A 14,230-nucleotide genomic window follows, 5' to 3' on the forward strand; every position below is an offset into this window, starting at 1 on the left:
TCCAGTAAATAGAATAGAGTGGATTTTAGCCGCATACCCACGCATTCCAAAATGAAAATCGTCCCGGCTGGCTGTGGACGCGGGCGGCGAGGGCCTCTACGCTGCGGCGTAACGCGAATCCGACAGAGCAGACATGACCGAGACGCCCAGCCCCGCCTACCAGGTTCTTGCCCGCAAATACCGCCCCGAAACCTTTGCCGATCTGGTCGGTCAGGACGCCATGGTGCGCACTCTGAAAAACGCCTTCGAGGCGGACCGGATCGCGCAGGCCTTCATCATGACCGGCATCCGCGGTACCGGCAAGACGACGACCGCTCGGATCATAGCCAAGGGTATGAACTGCATCGGTCCCGATGGCAGCGGCGGCCCTACCACCGAACCCTGCGGTCAATGTGAACACTGCGTAGCCATCATGGAGGGCCGCCATGTCGATGTGATGGAGATGGACGCCGCCAGCCGCACCGGTGTTAATGACATCCGCGAGATCATCGACAGCGTCCGCTATCGCGCTGCGTCCGCGCGCTACAAGATCTATATCATCGACGAGGTTCACATGCTGTCGACCAGCGCTTTCAACGCGCTGCTCAAGACGCTGGAAGAACCCCCCGAACACGTGAAGTTCATCTTTGCCACCACCGAGATTCGCAAGGTCCCGGTGACCGTCCTGTCCCGTTGCCAGCGCTTTGATCTGCGCCGGATCGAGCCGGAGGATATGATCGGACTGCTGCGCAAAATTGCAGGTGCCGAAGGGGCACAGATTGCCGAGGATGCGTTATCGTTGATCACCCGGGCCGCCGAGGGATCGGCGCGCGATGCGACCTCACTGCTGGATCAGGCGATCTCGCACGGGGCCGGTGAAACCAGCGCGGATCAGGTGCGCGCGATGCTGGGGCTGGCCGATCGGGGCCGGGTGCTGGATCTGATGGATATGATCCTGCGCGGCGATGCTGCAGGCGCGTTGACCGAGCTGAGCGGGCAATATGCCGAAGGGGCTGATCCACTCGCCGTCTTACGCGATCTGGCTGAAATCACGCATTGGGTTTCGGTGGTCAAGATCACCCCGGATGCCGCCGAAGATCCCACCGTTTCCCCCGACGAACGCGCCCGAGGTCAACAAATGGCCGAGGCTCTGCCCATGCGAGTCCTTACACGCATGTGGCAAATGCTGCTGAAAGCGCTTGAGGAAGTTTCCGCCGCACCCAACGCAATGATGGCTGCGGAAATGGCCGTGATCCGCCTGACCCATGTGGCCGACTTGCCTAGCCCGGAGGAGCTGATCAAGCGTCTGCAAGATACGCCTCCGCCGCCCAATGGTGGCCCCGGCAAGGGAATCGGTGCGCCTGGACATGCTATTTCCGCGCCACAGGCTGTGGCCCGACCGGCCTATGCCGCATCGGGAATCGGCGGCAACGCAGGCGGGCCAACAGCCGCGCTGGCCCAAGATGTGCAGGCAGCGCTGGCACGCTATCCTACATTTGAACATGTGGTTGAACTGATCCGAGCCAACCGGGACGTGAAGTTGTTGGTCGAGGTCGAAAACGGCGTGCGTCTGGTATCCTACCAACCGGGCAGGATCGAGTTCGCCCCAACCGACAACGCCCCGACCGACCTGTCACAACGATTGGGCGCGTCGCTGCAGCGTTGGACAGGCAACCGGTGGGCCGTTTCTATTGTCGCTGAGGGCAACGCACCGACGATTGCCGAGGTACGGGACGCTGCAGACTTGGCACTGAAGGCCGAGGCTGAACAGCATCCTCTGGTGCAAGCAGTGCTGACTCATTTCCCGAAAGCGCGGATCAAGAGCATCGAAACCGCAGAACAACGCGCCGCTCAAGTCGAAACCGAAGCCCTGCCCGAGGTCGAAGACGAATGGGACCCGTTTGAAGAGGACTGACTTTCGAGCATAAGCGCACCTCAACCAAATGCTCCCGCACCCGCCACGGGCCATCGGCTGGCGCCGATACCCCTGAGCGGCTTTGGGCCCGGCAGCGCGCCTTGCGCACTGCCGGGCCTAACGGGAGGAAAGGTCTTGCCAAAGACCTTGACGACGGGCGGGAGTATCCTGACCTCTTGTGCCGCACGGTTACGCTTCGTATCTAGGCCACAAATCGAGTGACAGGAGATTACCGATGCTAAAAGGTTTAGGCGGCCTGGGTGACATGGCCAAGATGATGAAATCCGCGCAGGATCTGCAAACCAAGATGACTGACATGCAGGAAGAGCTGAACACCATCATGGTTGTCGGCGAATCCGGTGCCGGGCTGGTCAAGGCCACCGCAACTGCCAAGGGCGAGTTGAAGGGTCTGGACATCGACCCGTCGATCTTTAACGGTGACGATAAGGAAGTAGTCGAAGACCTCATCCTCGCCGCGATCAAGGACGCCCAAACCAAGGCGCAGGAACGTTCGCAGGCAGAAATGGCCAAGCTGACCGAAAGCATGGGCCTGCCCGCAGACATCAAGCTGCCGTTCTGATACACCCTCCTGACGGATCTATGGCCGGGGCGTGTTTCCCTGGCCCAATTGCGAGGGTCTCACGGTGAGTTCGAACAGTGACATCGACAATCTGATCGACCTGATGGCCAAGCTGCCCGGTCTCGGCCCCCGCTCGGCCCGCCGCGCGGTCCTGCACCTGATCCGCAAACGCGCCCTGCTGCTGACGCCGCTTTCAGACGCGATGCAGCAGGTAGCCGTAACTGCCCGTGAATGTCTGAACTGCGGCAATGTGGGCACCACTGATATCTGCGACATCTGTAACAACGAGGCTCGCGCAACCGGAGAGCTGTGTGTGGTCGAGGACGTCGCCGACCTTTGGGCGATGGAGCGTGCCGGGGTCTTCAAGGGTCGCTATCACGTTCTGGGCGGCACTTTGTCGGCTTTGGACGGGGTCGGCCCGGATGAATTGCGTATCCCCCGGTTGAAGGACCGGGTTGTGGCCGAGAGTATCACCGAGATCATCCTCGCCCTGAACGCCACCGTCGATGGTCAGACCACCGCCCACTACATCGCGGATCAGTTGGAGGGGCAGGTTCGTCTGACATCCCTGGCACAAGGTGTGCCGATTGGGGGCGAGTTGGACTATCTGGATGATGGGACGATTACGGCGGCTTTGCGGGCGAGGAAGGAAATCTGACAAAGTGTGTTCGGCATGCACTGTCAATCTACACTAGAAATTAGCTTGTGGGTAATTCAGGAAACCGCATTGACCAAGTACCCCGATCTGTTTGTCCTAAGACATGGCGAAACCGAGTGGAATACCTTGGGCAAGTTTCAAGGCCGCAAGAACTCTCCGCTAACGGAAACCGGTATCTATCAGGCGCGGCAGCAGCGGGAGATACTTGGCCGTATCCCCAACCACCCCAAACGCGTGTTCGTCAGCCCGCAGGAGCGGGCGCAACACACCGCAAGGCTGGCGATTGCACCCCAGTTTGATTTCGCAAACGATGACCGGTTAACGGAAATCGCATTTGGCCAATGGGAAGGCGCGACGCGGGAATTCATTCGGACTCAAATCGATTGCCCATACGAGTCCTATCATTGGTATTTTCGCAGCCCGGATGGCGAAAGCTTTGACGAGATCTATGAGAGGGTACAATCGTTCTTAGACGAGCAAGACGAATCCGCAATCGTGGTGACGCACGGCGTTACGTCACTGATATTGCGCGGGATTTGGCTGGGCCTTGGCATCAACGATCTGTTAAAACTTCCCAGGACCCAAGGATGTGTTTTCCGCCTGTCAAACGGCACCGAGACGATCTTGACCAAGACGGGTAGTTTGCAATGATCTTGGCGGATAAGTGTTTTTGGTGTCCTCTAGATTCAAATCTCAAATTAGCTTGAAAAACGAACAGAGTTAAATTCCACTGAGCGAAAGACTTGGAGCACATAATGACCCGCCTTCTCGCACTCACCTTAGCCGCCTTCGCCGCCACTGCTGCCCTGTCGCAGGAACTTATCGACAAAGGTTTTGTCGAAGGCTGGAACATCATGATGGACCCCAATCTTGGCAATGGGTGCCTGATACAAACCGTGTATCAGGACCTCTCGGTGGTGCGGCTAGGCTATGACGCGTTGGATAATCGCGGGTATTTCACCGTTTACAACAAGGCTTGGGGCGACATTAAACCGGGGGAACAATACCCAATCCGGTTTGAGCTGGACGGCAAGAGCTTTGATGCCACCGCCATCGGGTTCAAGCAGGATCGCGTGCCCGGCGCGACGGTGTTCTTTACGGACCGGAGTTTCGTCACCTCGATTGCGCAGAACAAGACCATGACCGTCTACAATCCCGAAGGTCAAACCGTCATGGCGATTGATCTGAAAGGCACCGCCAAAGCGCTGGATTATGCGCGCGACTGCCAGAACAAAAAACTCTAACGAATCGGATCAAACACCGCGTCTTTAGCGGTGCAATCACGGATCACGTCGCGGCCACAGGGCACCGGGTCAAGATTGCGGGACAAGCACAGGCGGACTTCTTCGATATAGCCTTGCTTACAGGTGATGGTGATCATGTCAGGCTCGAGCGTGGGATTGGCCTTGAGAAAGGCCTCTTCCACCACCGAAGCGGGCAGTTTGACCGTCGCGTCCAGCTTGCGGAACACTTCGGGGAGCGCAACTCCTGCATAAGCCTGCCGCGACAGGGCGAAATAGTCGGGTGCACTGAGGCCCGAACAGGTGCCGTGCTTTTTCCATTGATGCCAGGCCAACCCGGATGAGCCCTGAATATCCTCCATTTCCCGCGTCATGCGGCGTGCGGGTGGCGCTTCGGTCGTGCGACAGTACGAAGGCCAACCCTGATGGAATTGCGGCCAGAGACCATGCAATATCCATCCGTGATCGTGTCGTGCGTTGCACTGATCCGATCCGCGCGCATCGCCCTCGCGGGCGCACCAATTGGGCGACCAGCTGAGCGACAGGACGTAGTAGTCAAAATCGCCCGCCTTTTCGCCCTCGGCCATCGCAGCCATGGCACTCAGCACCCACAAAATCGCCCAGCGCATTCGCCTCTTCCCTTCTTTAGCTGTCGCGACTATATAGGCCCCAAGTTCCCCGACAACGGAAACCTGCCCCATAGCTTCGGGGCCGCCGAATTCCGGCGACGGGACAGATGTATTTATAGGAGACGGGCTGATGGCAAAACCGCTTATGGCCAAGGCAACCGCCGTATGGCTGGTGGACAACACCACGATCAGCTTCAAGCAGATCGCGGATTTCGTAGGCATGCACGAGCTGGAAGTGCAGGGTATTGCGGATGGTGATGTGGCTGCAGGTGTCAAAGGGTTTGACCCGATAGCCAACAACCAGCTGACTCAGGAAGAAATTGACACCGCGCAAAACAACCCGCTGCATAAGCTGAAGCTGAAATTCAATCCAGCGGCATCAGGCGAAGAGAAACGCCGTGGTCCGCGCTACACCCCGCTGTCCAAGCGTCAGGACCGTCCGAACTCGATCCTGTGGCTGGTCAAGTTCCACCCGGAACTCAGCGACGGCCAGATTGCCAAGCTGGTCGGCACCACCAAGCCGACCATCCAGTCGATCCGCGAGCGGACGCACTGGAACATCTCGAACATGCAGCCGATCGATCCGGTTGCCCTGGGTCTGTGCAAACAATCCGAACTGGATGCCATCGTGCAAAAGGCCGCGGCCAAGAAAGCAGCCGAAGGTGGCGTGATGAGCGATGATGAGCGTCGCAAACTGGTCTCGACCGAACAGTCGCTTGAGATGGATTCAGCGCCCAAGATCCCGACCGCGATCGAAGGTCTCGAGACATTCTCGTTGTCCGAGGACACCAACGAGAAGGAAGACGAAGAGCCCATCGTCGATGCGGATAGCTTCTTCAACCTGCCCAAGGGTGGTGGTGATGAAGAAGACGAAGACGATCTGCGCCCCTGAGATGCGCATGGTCCCGGCCTCGAATAGCCGGGACCCGATTTTTTGGGTGATTTGATGCTAAAGGTTCTATCCTTATTCTTCGACGCGCATCGTGCCGTTTCAATCTATGTGTTCCTGAAATCCTGGTGGTTGGCCATTACAGGTGCCGTAGTGATGATTGCGATAGTCGCTGGCTTGCTGTTGCTGAATGACGACGGCAAGCACGAGCACGAGGCGTTTCTCACCGTCGCGGTTTTGTCGGCGACACCGATCAATGGCGATCTCAAGAACGGGGTCATTGCTTCGGTGCGCTTGCCGGATGGCTCAGCAGCATCAATCACTTCGACCGAAGGGCCGATTGCTCAGACAGTTGGAACCCAAGCCTGTATCGAGAAACGGGTTTTCGTTGAAAGTGGAGAGCCAAGGTATCGGTTCAAACTGCCACGATATTGCGAAGCTAGCTAGAAAAGCAAAACCGCCCGGTGGCTCAACCGGGCGGTTTTTTGTTTAGATCATTTGAAACAGGATGCCTGCTACGATAGCGCCGCTGATGCCCAATCCCAGATAGGTGGCAAAGACGCGCGGTTTCACCAGTGACCACACGGCCGCCATCGCAGGTATCGAACTGACGGCGCCGGCCACCATGAACGACATTGCAGCACCCGCACTCATACCCTGTTCCATCAGACCCGCAAGAAGCGGTGGTGCGACGTAGGAGTTCAGATAGGCAGGCATTCCGACCAAGGCAGCGATGACAATTGGCACAACACCCTCACCACCAACAACCCGGGCGATCAGGTCTGCCGGAACATAGCTGACCAGCAGCGCCTCGAGCACGTAGGCGAACGCTAGCCATTTGAGCAAGAACAGACCGTTATGAACGAATTCGGCCCGAAAGCGCGTCCGACGGTCAGGGTCTTGCCAGAACTTCCAGACGGGTTTGTCATCTTGCTTTGGTCCGCAACCGCAGCAACCAGCGGGTTTGTATTCACGCAACGGCTGCGCAAAGGCACCTCCGCGCATCAGGGTGCGCACCGCAAACCCGCCGAACAAACCCAACGCGACAGCGGCAACTGCTTTACCAATAGCAAACGGCCAACCCAGCGCACCCGCAGTAATCAGCAACGTCGGGGGGTCGATCAACGGTGAACTGAGCCAGAATGCCATCACGGCCGACAATGGCGCACCCAGAGCCAGCAAGCCTGCGATGAATGGGATCACTTCGCAGGAACAAAATGGGGCCAGCCCGCCAAACAACGCAGCCAGAAAGATCATCCGTGTCTCGCGACCCTCAAATGCACGGGCGACCATGACTTCGGCCCCGGTTGCCTTCAGGTATGATAGCAGCAGAACAGCAAACAGGATGTACTGGCCCGTATGCGCAAGCGCTTTGGCTGCAAAACTCACAACCTCGGTCCAGTTGCCCGGATCAAGAACGGCCACCAGCGCCAGTATGACCACGATCAGAGCCCAGGGCGTTTTGATCAGGTCGATCAGGTTTCTGGCAAGTGGCTTGGGGTTTTGTGTTAGTTCAGCCATCGTTTGCGGCCTTTCCGATTTCGTCTGCGCAGCATTCACTAAGGATGAACTGCGCCAGGTTTCTCAATTCGTCAAAGCACGCGCGGTTGATCGTGCTACGCCCGATCTTCTCTTGCTCAACTACTCCGCCAGCAGCCAGAAACCGCAGATGATGCGCCAGAGTCGAGGGTGCGATTCCTGTCCTCGTCTGAATTTCTCCAACGGTCAGGCCTGCTTCCCCAGCACGAACCAAGGTCTTAAGAACCTTCAATCGGGCTTCCGAGCCCATGGCAGAGAAACCTGCGGCAGCTTCTTCCCACATCCTTTATCTCCATTAAACTAGATTTCTGGATATTTAGTTTAATTTGTATCCTGCGTCAACCACGCGTGTGCGTAAAACTCCCAACATGGTTCGCAGGGCCATAAGTCCAGATTGCCTCCGCCTTAGGTCCAACCTATAACGAGGCAATGGGTATTTCGGTCGACACATTCTTTTTGGAACGCAATGGGCAAGGCACCTTACAGGCGCAGCTGCAACAGTTGATCGCCGAAGGCATTCTGTCAGGACGCTTCCACGTTGGGGAAAAGCTGCCCTCGTCCCGTAAACTTGCTGCCCATTTGGGTGTCAGCCGGATTACGGTCACGCTTGCCTATACTGAACTGCTGGCCAATGATTACCTGACCGCCAAAGGCCGGTCGGGATACTATGTTTCAGAAAATGCGCCAGTGCCGCCGACCTACACGCCAGTGCGGCGCGACACCGAAGTGGTTGACTGGGATCAGGCGTTTGCCCGCCGTTTCTCGGGCGGTGATGTGCTGACAAAACCCAGCAACTGGCGTGACTACCGCTATCCCTTCATTTATGGCCAAGTCGACAGAAAGCTGTTCGATCATGCAAACTGGCGTCTCTGCGCAGTTCGGGCGTTGGGACATAAGGACTTTGATTCTTTGACCGGAGACTATGTCGATCAAGATGACCCGCTGCTGCTTGAATTCATCGCCCGGCATACTCTTCCCCGCCGCGGAATTGTAGCCCGGCCCGAAGAAATCTTGATCACCCTGGGCGCTCAGAACGCCCTTTGGCTGGCGTCTCGCATATTGCTGAACCGGAACCGTAGGGCAGCGATCGAGGACCCCTGCTATTACGCCCTGCGCGATCTTCTGATTCACTCGGAATGCAAGCTGTCTTATCTGAAGGTCGACCGGGACGGGTTGCCCCCGGAAACAATCCCTGACGATACCGACGTCATATTCACCACCCCCAGCCACCAGAGCCCGACAACCGCGACCATGCCGGTGGACCGCCGACATGCACTGCTGCGTCGTGCCCGCGAATTGGATGCCATGATCGTCGAGGATGACTATGAATTCGAAATGTCATTTCTCGGGGCCCCGTCACCGGCGCTCAGGTCAATGGATCGCGATGGGCGGGTGATCTACGTGGGCAGCTTTTCCAAGTCGCTGTTTCCGGGGCTTCGATTGGGCTACATGGTCGGGTCCGAACCCTTTATCCGTGAAGCGCGCGCCCTGCGATCTCTGGTCTTGCGTCACCCTCCTGGCCACATGCAGCGAACCGCAGCCTACTTCCTATCGCTCGGCCACTATGATGCTCAGATCCGGCGCATGTCTAAAACGCTGCAACGCCGTCGCGAAGCGATTGAGGAGGCGATTGGACAATATGGTCTGACTGTTGCTGGGCGCGGGATGCTGGGCGGATCATCGATCTGGATGCAAGCGCCGCTGCATGTAGACACCAGCAAACTGGCCCGAGACCTGCAGCGCCAAAGCGTCCATATCGAACCGGGTGAGGCATTTTTTTCAAGCCAGAACAGGCCAAAGAACTTTTATCGGCTGGGCTACTCTTCAATCTCGTCGGATCGTATCGAACCGGGAATCCAACAGATTGCTGAAGCGATCCGGCGTTCTTAAGCACTCTGGACTTAAACCGCTACCGGTTCTGGCCCTAACGCCACAGACACCCGTACGCCAAAACCGATCAGAAAACTGGGTGCAAAACCCCCGTTCCATCCTTCTATGATCGGAGATTACGCAGATGAAGATGACCACTGAAGAAGCCTTTGTAAAAACCCTGCAGATGCATGGCATCGAACATGCGTTCGGTATCATCGGCTCGGCCATGATGCCGATCTCCGACATCTTTGGCAAAGCAGGCATCACTTTCTGGGATTGTGCCCACGAAGGGTCCGGCGGCATGATGGCTGACGGCTACACCCGCGCAACCGGCAAGATGTCGATGATGATCGCCCAGAACGGCCCCGGCATCACCAATTTTGTGACCGCCGTCAAAACTGCCTATTGGAACCACACTCCGCTGCTGCTGGTCACTCCGCAGGCCGCAAACAAGACCATGGGTCAAGGTGGATTCCAGGAAATGGAGCAGATGCGCATGTTCGCAGACTGCGTTTGCTATCAGGAAGAGGTGCGTGACCCCAGCCGCATGGCAGAGGTTCTGAGCCGGGTGATCATGAACGCCAAGCGCGCTTCGGCACCTGCGCAGATCAACGTTCCGCGCGACTTCTTCACTCAGGTGATCGACATCGAGCTGCCTGCTGTTGTTGAGTTTGAACTGCCTTCGGGTGGTGCATCGGCCGTATCCGAAGCTGCCGCTCTGCTGTCGAACGCAAAGAACCCCGTTATTCTGAACGGTGCAGGCACCGTTCTGTCGAAAGGCGGCATCGAAGCGTCGAAAGCACTGGCCGAGCGTCTGGACGCTCCGGTCTGCGTTGGCTACCAGCACAATGACGCTTTCCCCGGTTCGCACCCACTGTTCGCTGGCCCGCTGGGCTATAACGGCTCGAAAGCCGGTATGCAGCTGATCAAGGAAGCAGACGTTGTTCTGTGCCTCGGCACCCGCCTGAACCCGTTCTCGACCCTTCCAGGCTACGGCATGGAGTACTGGCCTGCAGATGCAAAGATCATTCAGGTCGACATCAACCCCGACCGCATCGGCCTGACCAAGAAGGTTTCGGTTGGTATCGTGGGCGATGCGGCGAGCGTTGCCACCAGCATCCTGAACCAACTGTCCGACACAGCCGGTGACGAAGGCCGCGACGCGCGCAAGGCGAAAATCGCCGAAACCAAATCGCGTTGGGCGCAAGAGCTGACCTCGATGGACCACGAGCAGGACGATCCGGGCACCACCTGGAACGAGCGCGCTCGCGCTGCCAAGCCGGACTGGCTGAGCCCGCGCAAAGCATGGCGCGCGATCCAATCCGCGCTGCCGAAAGAGGCGATCATCTCGTCCGACATCGGCAACAACTGCGCCATCGGCAACGCCTATCCTTCGTTTGAAGAAGGCCGCAAGTATCTGGCCCCCGGCCTGTTCGGCCCCTGTGGCTATGGTCTGCCTTCGGTCATTGGCGCGAAGATCGGCTGCCCGGATGTACCAGTTGTCGGCTTCTCTGGCGATGGTGCCTTCGGCATTGCAGTCACCGAACTGACCGCCATCGGTCGCGAAGAATGGCCAGCCATCACTCAGGTTGTGTTCCGCAACTACCAGTGGGGTGCGGAAAAGCGCAACTCGACCCTGTGGTTCGATGACAACTTCGTCGGCACCGAGTTGGACACAAAAGTGTCCTATGCCGGCATCGCCAACGCCTGTGGCCTGAAAGGCGTCATCGCGCGCACTCAGGATGAACTGACAGCGGCGTTGAGCCAGGCGATCGAGGATCAGAAGAACGGCATCACCACCCTGATCGAAGCAATGATCAACCAGGAACTGGGTGAACCCTTCCGTCGCGACGCGATGAAGAAGCCGGTTGAGGTTGCAGGTATCGACGCAAGCGACATGCGTCTGCAGCAGGTTTGATTGCTGTCAAAAACATAAGTCGGACCGGGTTCGACCGGTCCGCTTAAAGAAAAGCAGAGGAAGGGGGTGCCTGCACTCTCTTCCTCTATATGGTTGAGCCCGGTGTGCTTACGCTCCAGTGTGTTCAACACGTACAGGTACCAAGGCGATCCGCCACAGGGAGAGACAGCGTGAATCAACAACCGAACCTCAACCTATCCCCACCCGTGTCAGACGAGATCCGCCGGACTACATGCTACATGTGTGCCTGCCGCTGCGGTATCAACGTGCACATGAAGGATGGGAAGGTCGCTTATATCGAAGGCAATCGGGATCATCCGGTAAACAAGGGCGTTCTCTGCGCCAAAGGCAGCGCGGGGATTATGCAGGTGAACGCCCCGTCGCGCCTACGCGCACCGCTCAAACGCGTCGGCCCGCGTGGGTCTGGCGAGTTCGAAGAGATCAGTTGGGACGAGGCGCTCGAGATCGCTGTCGGTTGGCTAAAACCGATCCGCGAAGACAACCCTGAGAAACTGGCCTTTTTCACCGGCCGTGATCAGAGCCAGAGCTTCACCAGTTTCTGGGCACAGAATTTCGGCACCTGTAACTATGCGGCCCATGGCGGGTTCTGTTCGGTCAACATGGCAGCCGGTGGCATCTACACGATGGGCGGTGCATTCTGGGAGTTCGGTCAGCCCGACTGGGATCACACCAAGCTGTTCATGCTGTTCGGCGTTGCAGAAGACCACGACAGCAACCCGATTAAAATGGGCATCGGCAAGATCAAGGCGCGCGGTGCCCGGGTGATTGGGGTAAATCCGATCCGCTCGGGCTATAACGCCGTGGCAGATGATTGGGTCGGCATCACCCCCGGTACCGATGGCCTGTTCATCTTGTCGATGATCCATGTGCTGATGAAGGCAGGCAAAATCGATCTGGATTACCTAAGTCGCTACACCAACGCGCCGGTCCTGATCAACGCATCCGACGGTCCGGAAAAGGGTCTGTTCCTGAAAGACGATGACGGCAAGCCATTGGTCATCGACCGCAATACCGGCAAGCTGACTGCTTTCGACACCCCCGGCGTCCGCCCTGACCTATCAGCGACCTACGAAAAGGACGGTGTCACCCACCGCCCCGTCTTCCACCACATGGCAGAACGGTATCTGGCGGATGAATACGCCCCCGAGGCAATCGCAGAAAAATGCGGCGTACCAGCGACCCGCATTCGCGCGATTGCTGGCGAGCTGGCCCGTGTGGCCTTTGATGAAGCGTTCGAACTGGACCATGAATGGACCGATTTCCGGGGCGAGAAACACTCGAAGATGATTGGTCGCCCCGTCGCGATGCACTCGATGCGCGGCGTTTCGGCCCACGCGAACGGTTTCCAGACCTGCCGCGCCCTGCATGTGTTGCAGATCCTGCTTGGAACGGTCGAAGTCCCCGGCGGCTTCCGCTTCAAGCCGCCCTATCCCAAGCCAGTTGAGGCGCATCCGACTCCGCATTGTAAGGTGACGCCGAATACACCGCTGGACGGGCCGCATCTGGGGTTTGTTCGCGGCCCCGAGCATCTGGCGCTGAAAGAAGACGGCAGCCCGGCGCGGATCGACAAAGCGTTTACATGGGAAAACCCGATGTCCAGCCACGGGCTGATGCATATGGTGATCTCGAACGCACATGCGGGCGATCCCTACAAGATCGACACGTTGTTCATGTACATGGCGAACATGTCCTGGAACTCGACCATGAACACCAAGGGTGTCATGGAGATGCTGACGGACAAGGATGAGAACGGCGACTACGTGATCCCGCATATCATCTATTCCGATGCTTATTCCTCGGAAATGGTGGCCTATGCCGACCTTATCCTGCCCGATACAACCTATCTGGAACGACATGACTGTATCTCGCTACTGGACCGCCCGATCTGCGAGGCCGAGGCAGCGGCAGACGCGATCCGCTGGCCGGTGATTGAACCCGACCGCGACGTACGCGGCTTCCAGTCGGTTCTGATCGATCTGGCCAACCGCATGGGCCTGCCCGGCTTTACCAACGATGATGGCAGCGCCAAGTGGACGGATTACGCCGACTATATCGTCAACCACGAACGCAAGCCGGGGATTGGACCGCTTGCCGGTTTCCGGGGCGAAAACGGCGACAAGGAAGGTCGTGGCGAGGTTAACCCCGACCAATTGAACCAATACATCGAGAATGGTGGCTTCTATGTCGCGCATATTCCCGAAGGTGCGGATTACTACAAACCTTGGAACACTGCCTATCAAGACTGGGCTGTGGGCATGGGTATCTATGACAGCCCACAGCCCTATCTATTCCAGCTCTATTCCGAGCCGATGCGTAAATTCCAACTGGCCGCCGAAGGCTACGGGGAACGCCAGCCCCCAGATCACCTGCGCGCGCAGATCCAAGATACAATGGACCCCCTGCCCATTTGGTACGAAACCGATCAGACCGGCAATGAAGGCTTCACCGTCAACGCTCTGACCCAGCGGCCAATGGCGATGTATCATAGTTGGGGCACACAAAACGCCTGGTTGCGTCAGCTGCATGGGCGCAACCCGCTATACGTCCCGACCAAGCTGATGCGTGAACACGGGCTGCAAGACGGCGATTGGGCCAAAGTCAGCTCTCCACATGGCGAGATCACGGTACCCGTCATGGAGATGGCTGCGCTGAACAACAATACCGTGTGGACTTGGAATGCCATCGGAAAGCGCAAAGGGGCCTGGGCCTTGCAGAAAGACGCCCCCGAGGCCACCAAGGGTTTCCTGCTCAACCACCTGATCCACGAGCTGCTGCCCCCCAAAGGTGACGGCCTGCGCTGGGCAAACTCTGATCCGATCACCGGTCAGGCCGCCTGGTTCGATCTGAAGGTAAAAATCGAAAAGGCCGCCGCTCCAAGCGATGCTGAAAGCCAGCCAGAATTCGCTCCAATCAAATCGCCGGTCGGGCAAGGGCCAAAGGATTTGGCCTGGAAGGTGGGCAAATGACCCGATCCGTTCTTCATCTGGCT

Annotated in this window: 13 protein-coding genes; 10 read left to right on the forward strand and 3 right to left on the reverse strand. The window is 58.0% G+C overall.

Annotated features, from left to right (window positions below):
- Positions 1–133 precede the first annotated feature (133 nt).
- From AC2TEM_RS18125 to AC2TEM_RS18145, 5 genes are all read left to right on the forward strand, one after another.
- Positions 134–1,894: a DNA polymerase III subunit gamma/tau gene (locus AC2TEM_RS18125; RefSeq protein WP_480856345.1), complete on the forward strand. Its 1,761-nt coding sequence runs from the start codon at positions 134–136 to the stop codon at positions 1,892–1,894.
- Between the two features lie 235 nt (positions 1,895–2,129).
- Positions 2,130–2,474 carry a YbaB/EbfC family nucleoid-associated protein gene (locus tag AC2TEM_RS18130; protein ID WP_170398693.1) on the forward strand — a complete coding sequence of 115 codons (345 nt, stop codon included), beginning with the start codon at positions 2,130–2,132 and terminating at the stop codon, positions 2,472–2,474.
- Positions 2,475–2,538: 64 nt separating this feature from the next.
- On the forward strand, positions 2,539–3,132 hold the full coding sequence (gene recR / locus AC2TEM_RS18135) for a recombination mediator RecR (RefSeq protein ID WP_170425779.1): 594 nt from the start codon (positions 2,539–2,541) through the stop codon (positions 3,130–3,132).
- A 69-nt stretch (positions 3,133–3,201) separates the two neighbouring features.
- A complete protein-coding gene (locus tag AC2TEM_RS18140) occupies positions 3,202–3,783 on the forward strand; it encodes a histidine phosphatase family protein (protein ID WP_170398699.1) in 582 nt (193 codons plus the stop codon).
- A gap of 104 nt (positions 3,784–3,887) precedes the next feature.
- Positions 3,888–4,376 carry a hypothetical protein gene (locus AC2TEM_RS18145; RefSeq protein ID WP_170406567.1) on the forward strand — a complete coding sequence of 163 codons (489 nt, stop codon included), beginning with the start codon at positions 3,888–3,890 and terminating at the stop codon, positions 4,374–4,376.
- Here AC2TEM_RS18145 and AC2TEM_RS18150 read toward each other — a convergent pair.
- Positions 4,373–5,002, reverse strand: a complete 630-nt coding sequence (locus tag AC2TEM_RS18150; RefSeq protein ID WP_170425781.1) for a ribonuclease T2 — start codon at positions 5,000–5,002, stop codon at positions 4,373–4,375. The two genes, AC2TEM_RS18145 and AC2TEM_RS18150, sit on opposite strands and share 4 nt — an antisense overlap.
- Positions 5,003–5,132: 130 nt before the next feature.
- Here AC2TEM_RS18150 and AC2TEM_RS18155 point away from each other — a divergent pair, with 130 nt between their 5' ends.
- A complete protein-coding gene (locus AC2TEM_RS18155) occupies positions 5,133–5,894 on the forward strand; it encodes a DUF1013 domain-containing protein (RefSeq protein ID WP_170398707.1) in 762 nt (253 codons plus the stop codon).
- A 54-nt stretch (positions 5,895–5,948) separates the two neighbouring features.
- A complete protein-coding gene (locus AC2TEM_RS18160; protein WP_170398710.1) occupies positions 5,949–6,338 on the forward strand; it encodes a hypothetical protein in 390 nt (129 codons plus the stop codon).
- Positions 6,339–6,380: 42 nt separating this feature from the next.
- Here the strand turns inward: AC2TEM_RS18160 and AC2TEM_RS18165 are convergent, their stop codons facing one another.
- Positions 6,381–7,412, reverse strand: coding sequence for a permease (locus AC2TEM_RS18165; RefSeq protein WP_170425783.1), 1,032 nt, complete (start codon positions 7,410–7,412; stop codon positions 6,381–6,383).
- Entirely contained in the window at positions 7,405–7,713 is a 309-nt protein-coding gene (locus tag AC2TEM_RS18170; RefSeq protein ID WP_170398716.1) for an ArsR/SmtB family transcription factor, read from the reverse strand. The genes AC2TEM_RS18165 and AC2TEM_RS18170 overlap by 8 nt, the downstream gene beginning before the upstream one ends.
- A gap of 146 nt (positions 7,714–7,859) precedes the next feature.
- On the opposite strand from AC2TEM_RS18170, the gene pdxR reads away from it, so the two are divergent.
- The 3 genes from pdxR (at position 7,860) to AC2TEM_RS18185 (ending at position 14,207) form a co-directional block, all read left to right on the forward strand.
- Positions 7,860–9,320 carry a MocR-like pyridoxine biosynthesis transcription factor PdxR gene (pdxR, locus tag AC2TEM_RS18175; RefSeq protein WP_170398719.1) on the forward strand — a complete coding sequence of 487 codons (1,461 nt, stop codon included), beginning with the start codon at positions 7,860–7,862 and terminating at the stop codon, positions 9,318–9,320.
- Positions 9,321–9,444: 124 nt separating this feature from the next.
- Positions 9,445–11,220: a sulfoacetaldehyde acetyltransferase gene (gene xsc, locus AC2TEM_RS18180; protein ID WP_170425785.1), complete on the forward strand. Its 1,776-nt coding sequence runs from the start codon at positions 9,445–9,447 to the stop codon at positions 11,218–11,220.
- Between the two features lie 170 nt (positions 11,221–11,390).
- The gene (locus AC2TEM_RS18185; protein WP_170425787.1) at positions 11,391–14,207 is read left to right on the forward strand and encodes a molybdopterin oxidoreductase family protein; all 2,817 of its coding nucleotides are present in this window, start codon (positions 11,391–11,393) and stop codon (positions 14,205–14,207) included.
- Positions 14,208–14,230 lie beyond the last annotated feature (23 nt).

It is taken from the genome of Ruegeria sp. HKCCD3925 (assembly GCF_057221175.1).

What these genes read in the sequence shown, in the direction of transcription:
- AC2TEM_RS18125 (WP_480856345.1), top strand. Translation starts at nt 134, where the DNA reads ATGACCGAGACGCCCAGCCCCGCCTACCAGGTTCTTGCCCGCAAATAC.
- AC2TEM_RS18130 (WP_170398693.1), top strand. Translation starts at nt 2,130, where the DNA reads ATGCTAAAAGGTTTAGGCGGCCTGGGTGACATGGCCAAGATGATGAAA.
- AC2TEM_RS18145 (WP_170406567.1), top strand. Translation starts at nt 3,888, where the DNA reads ATGACCCGCCTTCTCGCACTCACCTTAGCCGCCTTCGCCGCCACTGCT.
- AC2TEM_RS18150 (WP_170425781.1), bottom strand. Translation starts at nt 5,002, where the DNA reads ATGCGCTGGGCGATTTTGTGGGTGCTGAGTGCCATGGCTGCGATGGCC.
- AC2TEM_RS18155 (WP_170398707.1), top strand. Translation starts at nt 5,133, where the DNA reads ATGGCAAAACCGCTTATGGCCAAGGCAACCGCCGTATGGCTGGTGGAC.
- AC2TEM_RS18160 (WP_170398710.1), top strand. Translation starts at nt 5,949, where the DNA reads ATGCTAAAGGTTCTATCCTTATTCTTCGACGCGCATCGTGCCGTTTCA.
- AC2TEM_RS18165 (WP_170425783.1), bottom strand. Translation starts at nt 7,412, where the DNA reads ATGGCTGAACTAACACAAAACCCCAAGCCACTTGCCAGAAACCTGATC.
- AC2TEM_RS18170 (WP_170398716.1), bottom strand. Translation starts at nt 7,713, where the DNA reads ATGTGGGAAGAAGCTGCCGCAGGTTTCTCTGCCATGGGCTCGGAAGCC.
- pdxR (WP_170398719.1), top strand. Translation starts at nt 7,860, where the DNA reads ATGGGTATTTCGGTCGACACATTCTTTTTGGAACGCAATGGGCAAGGC.
- xsc (WP_170425785.1), top strand. Translation starts at nt 9,445, where the DNA reads ATGAAGATGACCACTGAAGAAGCCTTTGTAAAAACCCTGCAGATGCAT.